The 16,935-nt window shown below is 61.9% G+C and carries 18 protein-coding genes and 1 pseudogene; 11 read left to right on the top strand and 8 right to left on the bottom strand.

Annotated elements, in window-relative coordinates; translation table 11 throughout:
• Nucleotides 1-117: 117 nt before the first annotated feature.
• Together ASD00_RS21280 and ASD00_RS21275 are read right to left on the bottom strand one after the other, a co-directional pair.
• Complete coding sequence (locus ASD00_RS21280) at nt 118-708, bottom strand: hypothetical protein (protein ID WP_025427289.1); 591 nt, start codon at nt 706-708, stop codon at nt 118-120.
• 11 nt (nt 709-719) lie between these two features.
• Nucleotides 720-1,106 (bottom strand): acyl-CoA thioesterase, encoded by a 387-nt coding sequence (locus ASD00_RS21275; RefSeq protein ID WP_025427288.1) that lies wholly within the window; start codon nt 1,104-1,106, stop codon nt 720-722.
• 213 nt (nt 1,107-1,319) lie between these two features.
• On the opposite strand from ASD00_RS21275, the pseudogene ASD00_RS21270 reads away from it, so the two are divergent.
• The 9 genes and pseudogenes from ASD00_RS21270 to ASD00_RS21230 all read left to right on the top strand — a co-directional run bounded on the left by ASD00_RS21270 (nt 1,320) and on the right by ASD00_RS21230 (nt 10,112).
• Nucleotides 1,320-3,133, top strand: a pseudogene (locus ASD00_RS21270) (methyl-accepting chemotaxis protein).
• A 286-nt stretch (nt 3,134-3,419) separates the two neighbouring features.
• Nucleotides 3,420-3,971 (top strand): Kazal-type serine protease inhibitor domain-containing protein, encoded by a 552-nt coding sequence (locus tag ASD00_RS21265; protein ID WP_025427286.1) that lies wholly within the window; start codon nt 3,420-3,422, stop codon nt 3,969-3,971.
• Nucleotides 3,972-4,471: 500 nt separating this feature from the next.
• Nucleotides 4,472-5,725 carry an extensin family protein gene (locus tag ASD00_RS21260; RefSeq protein WP_025427285.1) on the top strand — a complete coding sequence of 418 codons (1,254 nt, stop codon included), beginning with the start codon at nt 4,472-4,474 and terminating at the stop codon, nt 5,723-5,725.
• A 245-nt stretch (nt 5,726-5,970) separates the two neighbouring features.
• Nucleotides 5,971-6,792: a sulfite exporter TauE/SafE family protein gene (locus ASD00_RS21255; RefSeq protein WP_025427284.1), complete on the top strand. Its 822-nt coding sequence runs from the start codon at nt 5,971-5,973 to the stop codon at nt 6,790-6,792.
• Between the two features lie 301 nt (nt 6,793-7,093).
• Nucleotides 7,094-7,426: a metalloregulator ArsR/SmtB family transcription factor gene (locus tag ASD00_RS21250; RefSeq protein ID WP_025427283.1), complete on the top strand. Its 333-nt coding sequence runs from the start codon at nt 7,094-7,096 to the stop codon at nt 7,424-7,426.
• Nucleotides 7,423-7,830 (top strand): YeeE/YedE family protein, encoded by a 408-nt coding sequence (locus tag ASD00_RS21245; protein ID WP_025427282.1) that lies wholly within the window; start codon nt 7,423-7,425, stop codon nt 7,828-7,830. Before ASD00_RS21250 ends, ASD00_RS21245 begins: the two co-directional genes overlap by 4 nt.
• Nucleotides 7,827-8,315 (top strand): YeeE/YedE family protein, encoded by a 489-nt coding sequence (locus tag ASD00_RS21240; protein WP_025427281.1) that lies wholly within the window; start codon nt 7,827-7,829, stop codon nt 8,313-8,315. The genes ASD00_RS21245 and ASD00_RS21240 overlap by 4 nt, the downstream gene beginning before the upstream one ends.
• 112 nt (nt 8,316-8,427) lie before the next feature.
• Nucleotides 8,428-9,354: an ABC transporter ATP-binding protein gene (locus ASD00_RS21235; RefSeq protein WP_025427280.1), complete on the top strand. Its 927-nt coding sequence runs from the start codon at nt 8,428-8,430 to the stop codon at nt 9,352-9,354.
• Complete coding sequence (locus ASD00_RS21230; protein WP_025427279.1) at nt 9,351-10,112, top strand: ABC transporter permease; 762 nt, start codon at nt 9,351-9,353, stop codon at nt 10,110-10,112. Before ASD00_RS21235 ends, ASD00_RS21230 begins: the two co-directional genes overlap by 4 nt.
• Nucleotides 10,113-10,148: 36 nt before the next feature.
• Here the strand turns inward: ASD00_RS21230 and ASD00_RS21225 are convergent, their stop codons facing one another.
• From ASD00_RS21225 to ASD00_RS21210, 4 genes are all read right to left on the bottom strand, one after another.
• On the bottom strand, nt 10,149-10,829 hold the full coding sequence (locus tag ASD00_RS21225; RefSeq protein WP_025427278.1) for a hypothetical protein: 681 nt from the start codon (nt 10,827-10,829) through the stop codon (nt 10,149-10,151).
• Nucleotides 10,830-10,945: 116 nt separating this feature from the next.
• Nucleotides 10,946-11,647: a TIGR02281 family clan AA aspartic protease gene (locus ASD00_RS21220; protein WP_025427277.1), complete on the bottom strand. Its 702-nt coding sequence runs from the start codon at nt 11,645-11,647 to the stop codon at nt 10,946-10,948.
• Nucleotides 11,644-11,865, bottom strand: a complete 222-nt coding sequence (locus ASD00_RS21215; protein WP_025427276.1) for a DUF1289 domain-containing protein — start codon at nt 11,863-11,865, stop codon at nt 11,644-11,646. Before ASD00_RS21215 ends, ASD00_RS21220 begins: the two co-directional genes overlap by 4 nt.
• A 165-nt stretch (nt 11,866-12,030) precedes the next feature.
• The gene (locus ASD00_RS21210; RefSeq protein WP_025427275.1) at nt 12,031-12,819 is read right to left on the bottom strand and encodes an adenosylcobinamide-GDP ribazoletransferase; all 789 of its coding nucleotides are present in this window, start codon (nt 12,817-12,819) and stop codon (nt 12,031-12,033) included.
• 151 nt (nt 12,820-12,970) lie between these two features.
• Here ASD00_RS21210 and cobT point away from each other — a divergent pair, with 151 nt between their 5' ends.
• On the top strand, nt 12,971-13,987 hold the full coding sequence (gene cobT / locus ASD00_RS21205) for a nicotinate-nucleotide--dimethylbenzimidazole phosphoribosyltransferase (RefSeq protein WP_025427274.1): 1,017 nt from the start codon (nt 12,971-12,973) through the stop codon (nt 13,985-13,987).
• A 226-nt stretch (nt 13,988-14,213) separates the two neighbouring features.
• Entirely contained in the window at nt 14,214-14,627 is a 414-nt protein-coding gene (locus ASD00_RS21200; RefSeq protein ID WP_025427273.1) for a diacylglycerol kinase, read from the top strand.
• A gap of 100 nt (nt 14,628-14,727) precedes the next feature.
• Here ASD00_RS21200 and ASD00_RS21195 read toward each other — a convergent pair whose 3' ends face one another.
• Nucleotides 14,728-15,270, bottom strand: coding sequence for a GNAT family N-acetyltransferase (locus tag ASD00_RS21195; RefSeq protein WP_025427272.1), 543 nt, complete (start codon nt 15,268-15,270; stop codon nt 14,728-14,730).
• Between the two features lie 3 nt (nt 15,271-15,273).
• Nucleotides 15,274-16,809, bottom strand: coding sequence for a HAMP domain-containing sensor histidine kinase (locus ASD00_RS21190; protein WP_025427271.1), 1,536 nt, complete (start codon nt 16,807-16,809; stop codon nt 15,274-15,276).
• Between the last annotated feature and the right edge of the window lie 126 nt (nt 16,810-16,935).

Here is a 16,935-nt window from a genome sequence, read left to right as displayed (position 1 = left end):
AAAATTTATGGAGTTTGTTTGTTTTGTTGTCGGCGCATTTTGCGGAACGCTTTTGCGGCAGGAGAGGCAGCTCGGGAATAACGTCATTGTGGTGGTCAAGAACAGCCTTGGCGGTGTTCAATCCAAGAGGTCGAAGGCGCGGTACATCCAGACAAGCTGATAGGTGACGGCGCCGATGAGGAACGCGGCATGGAAACGCCGGTTCGGCGTCCAGGCGGCGATCAGGCAGAGCACAATGTAGGTCACGTTGCGGATCGGGTATTCCAGTCCGTAGGACGTGAAATAGGCCTTGCCCTTGAGCGCGGTGTCGACGAGGTCGACGGCAAAGGCGAGTGCCAGAAACGCAAAGAACCAGCTTCGCCGCGACATGAAGTAATGCTCGTAGTCGCTGTAATCCTCCAGTGTCGTCGGAAACAAGAGCACGCAAAGAAAGAAGAAGACGCAGCAATAGAGGATGAGAAAGAGATAGACGGTGACGTCAAGCACAGGCAGGGCATGGAGGTGGAATTCCCACCACCAGAAGTGCACGAGAAAGACGAACATGAACAGGACCCAGCCGAGGTGGATCCAGTAGACCCCGGTCTTTCCCGGATGCTGCACGAAGAGGGCAAGCCCGCTCAGCAGTCTCGCAAGGCTGAGACTGACGACCATGCCCATGACGACGCGGATATGCGAGAAAATCGCCGGATCAGGTAGGGTCGGATCCATGAACGCTCCTCCTATTCCTCCGGTACCGCCTTCGGCTTGCCATTTTCGTCGAGCGCGACCATGACGAAGATCGCGTCGGTCACCTTTTCCATCAGATGCGAGAGATAGCGCTGCGCCCAGGCCTCGACCTTGAGCGTCATCGATGTGCGTCCGACCTTGACGACATCGGTGTAGATGCAGAGCGTATCGCCGATCTTGATCGGTAGCGCGAAGGCCATTTCCTTCACCGCTGCCGTCACCACGCGGCCACGGGCCCGCTCGGCGGCGCGAATGCCGCAGGAAAGGTCCATCTGCGCCATGACCCAGCCGCCGAAAATATCGCCGGCGGCATTGGCGTCGGCAGGCATTGCGAGCGTGCGCAAGGTCAGTTCGCCGGTCGGTTTGTTGTCTGCGGTCATGCGGCCTGTCTCCCTGTGTCGGGAAAGATGTAGCGCATGGTTGCTTCGTCAGGGAAGAGCGGCGGGCGACAAATCGCGTTAGTCCATGATGGCGAACGCCATTCCTTTCGAAGGTGATAATTCAGAATTGTAAAAATTAGGGATCGTTTGTTAGGGGCTTTGCAAAGCGCGGTCCCTATCCTGCACGCTTCTACTGGAGGCAGGGGACTGGGGATGAAACGATTCAGGATTTCGGTGCGGCTCTACGCGCTCGTCGCGTTCGCACTTTTGACCATGGCGGCGGCGCTGACCTTCGGTCTGCTTCAGGCGCAGGACAAGCTCGTGGGCGAACGCAAGGCGATGCTGTCGGCAATGAACGAGAACGCCATTGCGGTGTTCGACGCCTACCACAAACAGGAAGTGGCCGGCACGCTGTCGCGCGAAGACGCGCAGAAGCGCGCCCTCGAAGCGATCAAGGCGATGCGCTACCAGGGCAGCGGTTACTTCTGGATCAACGACATGCATCCGACGATGATCATGCATCCGATCAAGCCGGAACTGGATGGCAGGGATCTTTCCGCCAACAAGGATCCCAATGGCAAGCACCTCTTTGTCGAATTTGTGAAGACGGTGGAAAAGAGCGGGCAGGGCTTCGTCGACTACTACTGGCCGAAGCCGGGCGCCGACGAGCCTGTGCTGAAGTATTCGCACCTCGCCGGCTTCAGGCCCTGGGGCTGGGTGGTCGGCACCGGCGTCTATTCCGACGACCTCACCGCCATGTTCCGTGAACGCGCGTGGCAGGTGGCCGGCATTCTTCTCGCCGCGGCGCTGGCGATCGTGATGGCGGCGCTGGCGATCGTGCGCAGCGTCGTCAAGCCGGTCGAAAAGCTGAAGGCCTCGATGCGGTCGATTGCCGATGAGGACCTGTCATCCGAAGTGCCGGAAACCGACCGCGGAGACGAGATCGGCCAGATGGCCAAGGTTCTCGTCGTGCTGCGCGACTCGGTGCGCGAGCGACTGGAGCTGCGCTTCCGCGAGGCCGAGCAACAGGACAGGCTGGCGTCCGAGCGGCGCGGCAATGAGCAGCGCCAGCGGGCAACGGCCGACGCACAGGCCGATGCGATGGAGACAGTCGGTGCCGCCCTCGAACTGCTGGCAAGCGGTGACCTGACGGCTGAAATTGGCGATATCGCCCCTGAGTACGGCAAGCTGAGGCAGGACTTCAACACGGCCGTTGCTGCTCTGCGCGATGTCATCGGTTCAATCTCGCATTCGACCGAGATCGTCACCGCCAGCGCTGGAGACATTTCGGAGGCGGCCAACAACCTGTCGCGCCGTACCGAACAGCAGGCGGCGGCACTGGAAGACCGGCAGCTGCCCTCGACGAGATTACGTCGACGGTGCGTCATTCCTCCGACCGGGCCAACGAAGCGCGCAACATGGTCGATGAGACCAGGGCGAGTGCTGCGAAATCCGGCGGCATCGTGCGCAATGCCATCGACGCCATGGGGCGGATCGAGACCTCATCGAGCCGGATCAGCCAGATCATCGGCGTGATCGACGAGATCGCCTTCCAGACCAACCTTCTGGCGCTGAACGCCGGCGTCGAAGCGGCGCGGGCAGGCGAAGCCGGCCGTGGCTTTGCCGTGGTTGCGCAGGAAGTGCGCGAACTGGCGCAACGTTCTGCCGGTGCCGCCAAGGAGATCAAGGCACTGATCGGAACATCGGTGCGCGAAGTTGGCGCCGGCGTCGAGCTCGTGCGCTCGACCGGCGATGCGCTGACGGAGATCGAAGCGCTGGTCAACCGCGTCAACGAACAGGTCGCCTTGATTGCAACGGCAGCCCGCGAACAGGCGACCGGCCTGGCGGAGGTCAATACCGCCGTCAACAGCATGGACCAGATGACCCAGCAGAACGCCGCCATGGTGGAGGAGACGACGGCAGCAAGCCAGACGCTCGCAGCCGAGAGCCGCGAACTGAAGATGCTGCTGACCAAGTTCCGGTTGCGGGAAACAGCAAGGCAGACCGCTTACGGTCGCGCTGCCTGAGCACGACGCCAGCGTGATCAATGAAGGGCCTGTGTGCGGCAGCACGCGGGCCTTTCTGCATTTCGGACTGTATGCGGCACGCGCCGATCAAGCTGAAATTTGAGTGCGGTGTGAGGCGGGTTCGGCTTGCTCCCGTTCGTTGACGACCGAGCAGTTCAACCATTGGTTTGTCGAAGCGGGAGCGGGCTTGACCAATCCGTGTGCGGAGATAGATACGGCTGAACGGGAGGTGGAATGACGCGGCATGGCGCCGGGTCGCCTGTCTGCCGGTGTTAGAGGGATATTGATGGCGCTTCTCAGACTTCTTTTTACGCGGCCGGGGGCGGCAATTCTGTTGGCATTCGGATTTCTGTCCGCGTGTACCGTCGTGGTTGACGAGCCGAGGCCCGGTCCGGGGCCGATCCGTCCGCCGATGTGCACGATGGAATATGCGCCGGTCTGCGGGGCGCGGGGCAACCGCACGCGTACCTTCTCGAATTCGTGCCAGGCGCGGGCCGACGGCTTCAACGTAATCCACCGCGGCGAGTGCCGCCCGGATTACCGTCCGCCGGAGCCGCAGCCGCAGGCCTGCACGCGTGAATATGCTCCGGTGTGCGGCCAGCGCGGTCGCCAGCAGCAGACGTTCTCGAATGCCTGCATGGCGCGGGCCGATGGCTTCCGGGTGGTTTCGCCAGGCGAATGCCGCCGCGACGACGACCGTCCGCCGCAGGGCCAGTTCTGCACCCGCGAATACGCACCGGTCTGCGGTCAACGCGGCAGCAGAGTTCAGACCTTCCCGAATTCCTGCGAAGCGGGCGGCGCCGGCTTCCGGGTCGTACACCCCGGTGAGTGCCGCTAAGCACGCCTACTGCATGTTTCCTCAAATCGTATTCGATTTAAGGATAAAAACATGCAGCAATTCAAAGTGCTACAGCGACCTTTGCGCGTCTAATAAGACGCGCGGCGCTGTAAGCTGTAAGAACAAAGGCCCGCGTCGAGCAATCTGCGCGGGCCTTTTTGCGTCGGCATGCCATCGGTATCGCTGATGCCGGCGTCGCCGCGGAGAAAATCATGCCGCAGGTTTCATGCGTTACAGCGTCCTTTGCGCGTCAGCGCGGCGCTGTAAGCCCGACACGATTTCGACTGCCGACCTGCTTGATGTTGGGTGTGCCTCGCAAGGCTTCATTTACCGTGTTTGCATAAAATAGGTTCCAAATCGGGCTTTTTCGGCGGCGTGCCCGGTTTGCGACACAGGCGGCCTGCACCGTTTTGATTTCGGGTGGGTGCGCACGTATGGGCTTCTTCGAAAATCGATGCCGATTTTCGGGCGCATACGCTGGATGAAGGCGGCAAATCGGTATGGCGTATGTTTCCTCACTCCATCGTCCGTTGGCGGCGCTCGCGCTGTCGCTCTCTCTTGTCGCCTGCACGACCGATGTATTGACGCCCTCGGCCCGTATCGACGGCGGCGAACGCGTCGGTGCGATCAGGCCCGTTCCTGTCGATGCCGTGCCCGAGCAGGAGGTAGCCGCCTATCCTTCCGGAGAGCCGGTTTCGACTTTCAGCAACAGCGGCGGCACAACAATGCCTGCCTCGACGCATCAGCAGAAACGCCGCGCCTTGCCGATGATCGACAGCGAGGAGGCGGCGCGTTCGGGCGCCCAGCAGGTCAACACTGGTTCGACCGCCATTCCGTCCGAAGGCGTCAACATGGATCAGATGCTTGGCGTGGAGCCGGTGGTCGGGCTGGCGGAGGAGCAGAGCAACGAGATCGCCGAGGGCAATGCCAGCCAGCCTGTCGTCGGTGGTATCGGCGAGGACAATGTCCGCCAACTTGGCAGTCCGCCGCAGACCTTGAACGAGGCGCAGGCGAGCCTTGGCGGCGACCCGGATCTGCCACCGCTGACGGAAGAACAGATTGCAGCCGAAGAGGCTGAGCGTATCCGTGCCTTCGAGCGGCAAAAGGCGATGCAGCGCGCTCAGGAGCCGCAGCAGGTGGCGATGCTGCCGCGCACCCGCAATCCGATGGCGGAGCCGGAATCACAATATACCGGCCAGATGCCTCGCTCTGAAGTCGCCTGCCGCCAGCGGCTGCGCAAGCTCGGCGTCGAGTTCCGCGATATCCCGCGCATCAGCAACGGCCCTTCCTGCGGCATCGACTATCCGATCGAACTCGGCGGTCTGTCGGGCGGCATCGACGTCAAGCCCGCCGTCAAGCTCAACTGCGAAGTGACCGAAGCCTTCGCGAAGTGGGTGAAATACGAGCTGGCGCCATCGTCGCGCTATCGCTACTGGTCCGGCGTCAAGACGATCAAGCCGCTCGGCGGCTACTCCTGCCGCACCATGAACTCGCGCCGGGGCAACCCGATGTCCGAGCATGCGCATGGCAACGCCATCGATGTCGGCAAGTTCGTGCTGAAGAACGGCAAGGAAATCGACGTGCGCAAGAAGGGCTTCTTCGCCTTTCGCGAGAAGGGGCTTTTGAAGGCCGTTCGCACCGACAGCTGCAAATACTTCAATACGGTTCTCGGCCCCGGCAGCGATCCCTTTCACAAGGATCATTTCCACTTCGACCTGCGGACGCGCAAGACCGGTTATCGTCACTGTGATTGAGCATCCGTCAGCATCGCGCCTATCGTGAGCCGGCAAAAAAAGAGGCCGGCGGAGGTGGTGCCGGCCTGTATCCGGAGAAAGGGGGAGGCTCCGGAGATCAAGTGATGCGTGCAAATCACGTGGCGGGCGTGCCGCGTGCCACGCCAAACTGATTGAAAAGCATCACCGTTTTGTGACAGAACTGCCGCGTCGGCGGCAATGTTGCGTTCGTTCGCCGGATTCCCACTATTACGATGGAGCACGCCGTGCCGCCGGTTTCGGAACTGATGATGTTTGCCCTGGCGCTGGCCGCCGCCGGCGTGGTCGCAGGGCTGCTTGCCGGTCTCTTTGGCATTGGCGGCGGAGCGATCCTCGTTCCCGTCTTTTACCAGGTCTTTGGGCTGCTCGGCATCGACGATGCGGTTCGCATGCATCTTTCGGTCGGGACGTCGCTTGCCATCATCGTGCCGACCTCGGTGCGGTCCTTCCTGTCGCACTACAAACGCGGCGTCGTCGACATGGCGCTGTTGCGAAACTGGACCATTGCCGTGCCGCTTGGCGCGATCCTTGCGTCGGTCATCGCGGCTTCTATCAGCAGCGGAACGCTTCGGCTGATCTTTGCGGTGATCGCGCTTGCCGTCGCCTTTCGCATGCTGCTCAACCGCGCGAGCTGGCGGCTTGGATCCGACCTGCCGGCCAATCCGGTGAAATGGCTGGTCGGCGTGGCGATCGGCATCCTCTCGGGGCTGATGGGCATCGGTGGCGGCGTTCTCAACAACACCTTCATGACGCTCTATAACCGCCCGATTCACCAGGCGGTCGCGACGTCTGCGGGCGTCGGTGTGTTGATCTCTATCCCTGGTCTGTTCGGCTACGTCTGGGCCGGGTGGGGCATGCCGGGCCTGCCGCCGTTTTCGACCGGCTTCATCAACTGGATCGCCGTTGGCCTGATCATACCGATCACCCTGCTGGTTGCGCCACTCGGCGTGCGCGCCGCTCACGCCATGAACCGCCGGCAGCTCGAGGTCGGATTCGGCATTTTCATGATTCTGATTGCAGCCCGTTTTTTCTACAGCCTGTACGGTTAAGCCGTTTTTATACCGTAGGTTTTAGCGCTTCCTCATGGTTGATTTCAGGAATCGACCCAACTTTGGCGCGTCGTTCTCCCGTGGTGCGCAATTGTAACAAGCTGAATTTGCGGTATTATTTTCTCTGTGAGGATCGGTGCGGGCCGAAGTGGGTCGGTAACGCGTTTGTGTGTCGTCTGGCTTGCGTATAAGTAATATGATATTATATTACTTCATATAACAATCATGGATAGAATCCGGGCTTGTCCCGGACGCATTGTTTTAGGGTTCTACTCACTCCTTGATACGACGGGAGGACGGCATGGGAACTGTGATGCGATTTCCCGGCGTGCGCGCCGACATGACCGCGCATGCCACAGAAGTTTCGAAGATCCTGCGCACGCTTGCCAATCGCAACAGACTGCTGATCGTGACGACGCTTCTCGAAGGGGAGCATTCGGTGGCGGCACTTGAGGAATTGCTCGGAATCCGACAGCCGACGCTCTCACAGCAACTGACTGTGCTGCGGGAAGCCGGCGTCGTTTCGACGCGGCGGCAGGCCAAGCAGGTTTTCTATCGCCTGAGCCATGATAAGGTCGCCCGGCTCGTGGGCACGCTTTGTCAAATCTTCTGTCGCGAAGGCGCGAAAAAATGAATGAGTACTGGAATGCGCTTGCCGGAGGCCTGCTGATCGGGCTTTCGGCGGCAATACTGATGGTGGCAAACGGACGTGTGGCCGGTGTCAGCGGAATTGCCGGCAGGCTGCTGCAGGGTGTGCAGGCCTCGACCGGCATCGTCTTCGTTCTTGGCCTGCTGGCTGGCCCGGTGATCTACCGTCTTTTCTCCGGCATCTGGCCAACCGTCACCGTCACCTCCTCCTGGCCGTTGCTGGTGGTCGGCGGGTTGCTTGTCGGCTTTGGCTCGCGCATGGGTTCAGGCTGCACCAGCGGACATGGTGTCGTCGGTCTCGCCCGGCTTTCCCGCCGGTCGATTGCAGCGGTTGCGACCTTCATGATCGCTGCCGTCGTCACCGTCTATCTCCAAGGTTTCGTCCAATGAACGGCAGCGCCTTCCCGCGCCTGTTGGCAACGCTTGCCTCCGGCGTGATCTTCGGTATCGGCCTGTCGCTCTCCGGCATGTTGGATCCGGCCCGCGTTCGCGGCTTTCTCGACGTCACGCGCGACTGGAACCCGAGCCTTGCCTTCGTGCTCGGAGGCGCTGTCGCCGTCTCGGCGCTTGGCGTTCTCTTGACCCGGCGCATGCGGCGCCCGCTGCTCGACGATGCCTTTCATCTGCCTTCGAACCGCGTGATCGACCGTCGCTTGATCATAGGCTCGGCGATCTTCGGTGTCGGCTGGGGCCTTGTCGGCCTATGTCCTGGCCCCGCGCTGGCATCGCTGTCGCTCGGGTTGCCGGCGACGGCACTCTTCGTGGTCGCCATGCTTGCCGGCATGGTGCTGCACGACCGGTTGCCGCGGGTGGGATCGCGTCAGCAAGGTGAGGGCCGAGGTCCGATCGGAATGGAAAGCGGCCGATTGTCCTGATGTTGACGCTCTGTCACCTTGTTTTTTGCGGGGCGCGGGCTGCAAATCGTGATGAAACGGCCCATATAGGCGTGACCTGCCGACTTCGCCCCCCGCATTCCGGATCAGCTTCATGGCACCAATCGTTTCCGTTTCCAATCTTTCGAAGACCTATGCCTCGGGCTTCAAGGCGCTGAAAGGCGTTAGCCTCGATATCGAGCAGGGCGAGATCCTGGCCCTGCTTGGTCCGAACGGGGCGGGCAAGACCACGCTGATCTCGATCATCTGCGGCATCGTCAACCCGAGTGGTGGTACCGTGACGGTCAACGGCCATGACGTCGTGCGCGATTTTCGCGAGACGCGGTCGATGATCGGTCTGGTGCCGCAGGAACTGACGACGGACGCCTTCGAGACCGTCTGGAACACCGTCACCTTTTCGCGCGGCCTGCACGGCAAGAAGCCGAACCCGGCCCATATCGAAAAGGTGCTGAAGGATCTGTCGCTGTGGGACAAGAAGGACAACATGCTGCGCGAGCTTTCCGGCGGCATGAAGCGTCGTGTGCTGATCGCCAAGGCGCTGTCGCATGAACCGCGCGTGCTCTTCCTCGACGAGCCGACGGCCGGCGTCGACGTCAGCCTGCGCAAGAGCATGTGGGAAGTCGTCGAGCGGCTGCGCGCCTCGGGCGTGACGATCATCCTGACGACGCACTACATCGAAGAGGCAGAAGAGATCGCCGACCGCATCGGGGTGATCAACGGCGGCGAGATTCTGCTGGTCGAGGACAAGACGGCGCTGATGTCGAAGCTTGGGCGCAAGCAGTTGCGGGTCGACCTGTCGCATCCGCTGGAAGCCGTGCCCGAAACGCTCTCGGGCTACAACCTGATGCTTGAGGGTGATGGTCATTGTCTGATCTACGATTATGACACCAGCGCCGACCGCACCGGCATAACCTCGCTGCTGGCGGCTCTTGCCGAGGCCGGCGTGCGCCTCAAGGATATTTCCACGCGGCAGAGCTCGCTGGAGGATATTTTCGTCGAGATCGTGGGAGCAGGACGATGAACATCGAAGCGATCAAGTCGATCTATTTCTTCGAGATGGCGCGCACGCGGCGCACCCTGTTGCAGAGCGTGGTGTCGCCGGTCATTTCCACCTCGCTCTACTTCATCGTCTTCGGCGCGGCGATCGGCGCGCGCATCCAGGAGATCAACGGCGTCTCCTATGGCGCCTTCATCACGCCGGGCCTGATCATGCTGACGCTTCTGACGCAGTGCATCGGCAACGGCTCGTTCGGCATCTATTTTCCGAAGTTCACCGGCACGATCTACGAGGTGCTGTCCTCGCCGGTCTCGATGATCGAGATCGTGCTCGGCTATGTCGGCGCGGCGGCGACCAAGGGGTTGATGATCGGCACGATCATCCTGTTGACGGCTTCGCTGTTCGTCGATCTTTCGATCGCCCATCCCATCGCGATGGTGTTCTTCTTCGTGCTGACAGCCGTGTCGTTCAGCCTGTTCGGCTTCATCATCGGTATCTGGGCCAAGGACTTCGAGCAGTTGAACCTGATCCCGATGCTGGTCATTCCGCCGCTGGTGTTCCTGGGCGGCAGCTTCTACTCGATCGACATGCTGCCGCCGTTCTGGCAGGCGGTCAGCCACTTCAACCCGGTGCTCTATCTCATCAGCGGTTTCCGTTGGAGCTTCTTTGAAGTGTCCGACGTCAACCCAGTCTTCAGCGCCGCGATCATCCTGGTGTTCCTGACGATCTGCCTGTCGGTTCTCGCTTGGATCTTCCGCACCGGCTACCGGCTGCGGAACTGACGGCGGAGAGCCAAAACCTGCGGGCGCCAGCCGATATCAGGCGGGCGTTGCGCCTGTGCCGAAGACGATAGCGGCGCCAACCAGGAAAATAGCGATCAGCGCTTGAAACAAAGTCCACACGACGCGCAGGGCCGCCTGTGATGTCGACAGACCGAGGTCGGACTTGAACCAGCGCGTTTCGACGATCACGTACCAGACGAACGCGACAAGGATGAAGGCGAGGCCTGCGGCAAGCGCCTTCTGGTTTTCCGCTCGGGAGAGCAGCGTACCGATGCTGAGTGCAAGCGCGAACGGCGCCGTGATGTAACATTGGCTGTAGAAGGGCGCCCTCAGCGTGTGTCTGGTCAGCCGCACGCCCTTGCGGTGCAGCAACTTGACTGCCATCAGCAGCGGCAGAATGCTGAAGGCGACGGCGCGAAACATCAACAGATTGGAATGGCTTGCAAGCAGCGGCGGCGGTGCCCAAGGCGTCGTCTGGTTGACAAGCCCGAGTTCGACGCCGTGGGCGAGCAGCAGCGTGATCAGCAGAAAGAGTGGCGGGCTCAGCGTCTCGGTATATTGCTCGGACACATCGTCCGTCAGCTCCACATCAGCATAGCGCATCATCGCCTGCGGTTGCCGCAGTGTGCGCCACATCGTCAGCGGATAGAACAGCAGCCATGACACGAGTTCATAGAGAAGCTCTTCGATCGACTTCAGCAATCGCATGAAATCCATGAGGCGCTTCTCCTTGACGTCTGTCGTGCAAAAATAATCGGCGGTTTTGCGATGGCGATAGGCGCAGGCCGGATCTCGCCAACATGCACGAAGACGCGTTCGCCGCAAATGCCCGATCAATCGCGCAGTCGAAGCTCGTCGGTGCGCATCTGCAGGAAGTCGAGCGTCGAGAGGAAGGTCATGCCGAGCAGGCTCTGGTCGAGCTTGCCTTCAGCGGCGACCGTCGCACGGATGTCGTTGCGCACGATCGGGCCGATCGCGACCTCGGAAAGCAATACGGGTGCGGCCATCGCCTGCCCATTGGCGGTCATGACCGTCATCGTGTAGCTCAGATTCGCCGGATCGAGACCGATACGCTCAGCATCTTCATAGGTCAGCGCAATGCTGCTGGCGCCGGTATCGACCAGCATGTTGATTTCCTTGCCGTTGACCGCGGCATTGGTCTCGAAATGACCGTTGATCATCTTCTGCAGCACCACTTCCTGACGACCCTCGCTGTCGGTGATCACAGTCGCGCGGCCCGGCATCAGACCGGAGAGCACCCGGTTGCCGAAGCCCTGAAACTCGAAGCGGTAGACATAGGCCGAGACGAGCGCCAGCACGATGAGCAGCCAGATCGCAGCCTGTCGGGCGCCTTCGCCAAAGCGGCGGCGGCTTTGCCAGATGCCGGCACTCAAGAGCGTGGCAATTGCGCCGAGTGAAACGAGCTGGCCGAAATCGTCATTTGCCAGTCCGAAGGTGCGGCCGACGTCGTGATTGACGATCAGCAGCAGGAGGCCGATCGCAAGGATCGAGAGCAGGATCAAAAGACGTGTCATGCGTCGCCGCGTTCCCTGGCCATGCGCGCGCGGCGCGTTTCGCGCCGGGGCTTTCGCACCATTGTTTCAAGCCTTGCCGGGAGCGCCAGCATGATCGCGTGTCTGTCGGCATCGGTGTAGAGCGTCCAGGCGCCGATCTCGTTTCGTGTGCGACCGCAGCCGAAACAGTAGCCGGTCTTTTCATCGATAGAACAGACGAGAATGCAGGGAGATTCCATGGTCCTGAACTGACGGTCCCGGGTTGCGGCGAATGGGACTGCATGTTCCTCAAATCCCATCCGGTTTGGGGAAACATGCAGCATTTCAAAGTGCTACAGCGACCTTTGCACGTCTGACAAGACGTGCGGCACTGTAGCGTTGTTTCGAATGATTATATCGGCGTTTCAAACTGTCAGCGCAAGGGCGCTGAGAACAGCGATCTCCGTCAGTTGCTGGGTAGCGCCGATGGTGTCGCCGGTGTGGCCGCCGATCTTGCGGGTGGCCAGACGGCCGAAGGCGGCAACGGTTGCGATGAAAGCGACGAGCGAGAGGATGAGGGCAAGGGCCGGGGCCTTGGCGAAATAGAAGAGCAGCATGGCGGCGAGCACGCCCGAGGTAAGCGCGAAGGATGTCGCTGCCGGGTCCGGTTCGCCGGCCGAGGCGGCAACCCCGTCGCGGCGTGCCGGCGGCAGCCGTGACCAGTGCCAGACCATGGCCGCACGGCTGAGGGCGGCGGCACCGAGGATCATGAGGCCTGCGCCAGTCGGCGTGAACAGCGGCAGGAAGGATGCAAGCGCCGACACGCGAAGGCCGAAGGAAAGGATCAGCGCCACGGCGCCATAGGAGCCGATGCGGCTGTCCTTCATGATCACCAGCGCCGCCTCCCGGTCTCGCCCGCCGCCGAAACCATCGGCGGTGTCGCCGAGCCCGTCCTCGTGCAGGCAGCCGGTGATGAGCGCCTGCACCGCGACGACCACGAAAGCGGTGAAGAGGGAGCTGACCTGAAGCGCAATCAGCAAGGAGGCGACCGCGGCTGCGGGCAGGGCGATCAGCATGCCCGCCAGCGGAAAGGCGCGAACGGCGCGATTGAGCCGGCCGTCATAGTCAACGAAATGGCGTTGCGGCATGTGGATGCGGCTGAGGAAGGCGACCGAGCGCGCCACATCGTCACAAAAGTCGCGAAGATAGGTCATGGCCCCTCCAAATTCCGGTGCGCCGAATCGCCGCGCGTTCGGCGGATCATGCTCCGGCGACGCGGATTGGCGCAAATGTCGTTGCCCGAAATTTCCTCGCCCTCTATGAGGAGCGTGGATTGAACTTCACGAAATGCAAGGATTCTTCTCCATGAGCGCCAGCGGCCTGCCGTTTGATGATTTCCGCGAATTGTTGCGCAACCTGCCAGGCCCGAATTCGGCCGCGCTGGTTGCCGCACGCGATCGCGATGCGCAACTGACGAAGCCGCCGGGCGCGCTCGGGCGGCTCGAGGAGATCGCCTTCTGGCTCGCCGCCTGGACGGGCAAGCCGCCGGCGGTCAACCGGCCGCTCGTCGCGATCTTCGCCGGCAACCACGGCGTCACCCGCCAGGGCGTGACGCCATTTCCCTCGTCGGTGACGGCACAGATGGTCGAGAACTTTGCCGCAGGCGGTGCCGCGATCAATCAGATCTGCGTCAGCCACGATCTCGGCCTGAAGGTCTTCGATCTGGCGCTCGACTATCCGACCGGTGATATCACCGAGGAGGCAGCACTTTCCGAGCGCGACTGCGCGGCAACGATGGCCTTCGGCATGGAGGCTGTCGCCGGCGGTACCGACCTCTTGTGCATCGGCGAGATGGGCATCGGCAACACGACCATCGCCGCGGCGATCAATCTCGGCCTTTACGGCGGTTCTGCCGAAGACTGGGTCGGTCCGGGCACCGGTTCGGAAGGAGAGGTGCTGAAGCGCAAGATCGCCGCCGTCGAAAAGGCAGTCGCGCTGCACCGCAACCATCTGTCCGACCCGCTCGAGTTGATGCGCCGCCTCGGCGGCCGTGAGATCGCGGCCATGGCCGGCGCCATCCTGGCAGCCCGCATGCAGCAGGTGCCTGTCATCATCGACGGTTACGTCGCGACGGCCGCTGGCGCCATCCTCAAGGCTGCCAATCCTTCGGCGCTCGACCATTGCCTGATCGGCCACGTCTCCGGCGAGCCCGGGCATATGCGGGCGATCGAGAAGCTCGGCAAGACGCCGCTGCTGGCGCTCGGCATGCGGCTTGGCGAGGGCACGGGTGCAGCCCTTGCCGCCGGCATCGTCAAGGCGGCTGCCGCCTGCCACGGCGGCATGGCGACGTTTGCGCAGGCCGGCGTCAGCAACAAGAACTGACGAAGAAACGGCGGGCCTTTGAGCAAAGGCCCGCCGTTTGCTGTCGATTGGCTGTCGTCGCTGCTTCGCTACGCGTGTCGGGCCTTGCTGGCCGCATTCTTCTCGCCTATCCAGAGGCGCAGATGCACGCCGCAGCCACCTGCCGGCGTCTCTGCAACCGAGACCGCCTTGCATTCGCCTCAATGACGATGTCGAAGCAGCGCAGTTTATAGCCAGTCGAGATGAAATGGACGCCAACAACACCACGCCCCGCCGCGGCCAGACCGGCCCCGTCGAAAAGCAGACCGGGATCCGCCATCTGTTCGCTGCCGCCAGCTATTCGCTGGGCGGCGCCAAACGGCTGATCGGCGAGGCGGCGTTCCGGCACGAGCTGATCGCCTTCGCGGTGGCGATGGTCGCGTTCGCCATCGCCGGCGCCACCTTCTTCCAGTATGTCGCCATGGCGATCCTGTTCCTGCTGATGATGGCGTTCGAGGCGATCAACACGGCGATCGAAGAGATCGTCGATCGCGTCTCGCCGGAAATCTCGGAGATGGGCAAGAATGCCAAGGACCTCGGCTCCTTCGCCTGCCTCTGCCTCATCGTCGCCAACGCCGTCTATGCCGGCTACGTGGTGATCTTCGTCGGCTTCATGAGCTGAGCACGAGAGCGTTTCCGGTTTCCACGGACTCGTAGAAACGCTCGATCTCCTTTTTCAACATTTCATTGCGGAAAACGCGTCGCATTTTTCCAAGGAATGCTCATCGGTCAGCCGGACTGATCCGATAAAGCACGTGCGGCCGCAGCGGATTGCCTTCGGGCACCGTGACGTCGTCGAAATCCTCAGCCGGATCGGTCCGCATTCCCAGCTTTTCCATCAATGCCCGTGAGGGATGGTTGATCTGCGAGGTGTAGCCGATGACTTCGGCAAGTCCGAGCGTCGTCCAGGCATATTGCATGCAAGCGCAGGCCGCCTCCAGCGCATAGCCGTTGCCCCAGTAGGGCCTTCCGAGGATCCAGCCGATCTCGACATGCGGACCATCAGGAATTTCGTTACCGGCAATGGAAAGGCCGAGCCCGCCGATGAGGGCCGCATCCGTGTTGCGCTCCAGTGCGATGAAGGCAAAGCCGTGTTGGCGCAAGTGGGCATCACACTCTGCGATGACGCCCGCGGTTTCTTCAGGTGTCAGGATGGCGGGATAGTAGTAGCGCCGGACTTCAGGATCGGCATTGATGACCGCAAAAGGCGAGACGTCGCGCTCCTGCCAGGGCCGGAGCCGCAGGCGTTGTGTCTCAATCTGCATGGATCAAGCGAAGCTTTTGCGGCGGCGGGCAGGGGCGGGCACATCCTCGACCGCGGGCAGGCTTTCGAGCACGCGGCGGGCCGGCAGGATGGCGATGGCTTCGGTGCCTTCGCGCAGCTTGGAGCGCAGGATGAACTCGCCATTGTGCTTGGCTAGGATCGCCTGCACGATCGGCAGGCCGAGGCCAGTGCCCTGTTCGGCGCTCTTGATGGCGATGGAACCCTGACCGAAGGCCGAAAGCACGATCGGGATCTCCTCATCGGGAATGCCCGGGCCATTGTCCTTGATCGAGAGATATTGACCGCCGCCGGCCGTCCAGCCGACCTTGACGGTGACTTCCCCGCCGGAACTGGTGAACTTCACCGCATTCGACAGCAGGTTGAGGATCACCTGGCGCATGGCCTTTTCGTCGACCCAGACGGCAGGCATGCCCTGCTCGAACTGCGCGTGGATGGCAATCGTCTTGGCGCGGGCGCGAAGCTGGACCATGCCGATGCAATCGTCGGCGATATCGACCAGGCTGACGGCCTCTTCGTTGAGGTCGTAGCGGCCGGCCTCGATACGCGACAGATCGAGGATCTCGTTGATCAGGTTCAGGAGATGTTCGCCCGAGCGGTGGATGTCGCTGGTATATTCCTTGTAGGTCGGGTTGTTGAGCGGCCCGAGAACTTCGGTCGACATGACCTCGGAGAAGCCGAGAATGGCGTTGAGCGGCGTGCGCAGCTCGTGCGACATCGAGGCGAGGAACCGCGACTTGGCAAGGTTCGCTTCCTCGGCGCGCCGACGGGCTTCGTCCGACATCGATTTTGCCACTTCGAGCTCGGCAATCAGGTCGTCCTTCTCCGATTGCATCGACAGAATGTGCACATTGGCGCGGTTCATGCGGTCGGTCATGAAGACGAGGAACAGCAGAGACAGCGAGATCACGCCGGTGAGACCGACGTGAACCGGATCGGCCGTGGTCAGCGAGGAAAAGGCGAGAGCGGCGACGACAGGTACGAACGTGTAGAGCAGGGCATTGCGCAGCAGGAAGGTGCCCATCGCGGTGGCAGCAAGCGCGATCAACAGGCCGGCGCCTTCGAACAGGCCATAGCGGATATCGCCGCAGGTTGCGCAGTCCTGCGTGACGAACGTCGCCCAGCAAAGGCCCATCAGCAGCTGGCCGATCAGGAAGCGGCGGCGCCACACCGGCACCTTATCGGCGGCGATGTCCTCCTTGCGCGCCTTTCGCGCCAGGAAGACGGTGACGGCGTGAGTCGAAAGCGTCATCACGGCCCAGACGACGATGCTCAGATTGCCAGAAAGGTAGATGCCGACCGCAGTGATGAGCGCAACCAGCAACGGCACGGCAATGGCGCCATGCAAGGCGGACCCGATATAGAGATTGAGCATTTCGCGTTCAAAGCCGGAAGGGGCGGACGAACCGGTTTGCAGCCGTTCGCGCGTCGCGCGTACCGTCTTCGAAACAGCCTTGTTTCGATGGCTTCGCGACTTGTCGACGATGATCTTATCTGTCGAGGTGCTGACGGCGATACTCATGCTCATATATGCAAAGGTTACAGCTGGTTGCAGTCTAGACAGCAATCCTTAAGAAGTTGCTGCCTCAGGTGAAGGATTCGACAACCATTGTGGCGCGATCGTGTTTGGCGATCGCCTTGAGACACC

Origin of the sequence: Ensifer sp. Root31, from assembly GCF_001424825.1 — a bacterium.
Lineage (GTDB): Bacteria > Pseudomonadota > Alphaproteobacteria > Rhizobiales > Rhizobiaceae > Ensifer > Ensifer canadensis.
The sequence above is the reverse complement of the archived record's forward strand: the minus strand, read 5'-3'. Positions and strand labels throughout refer to the sequence as shown.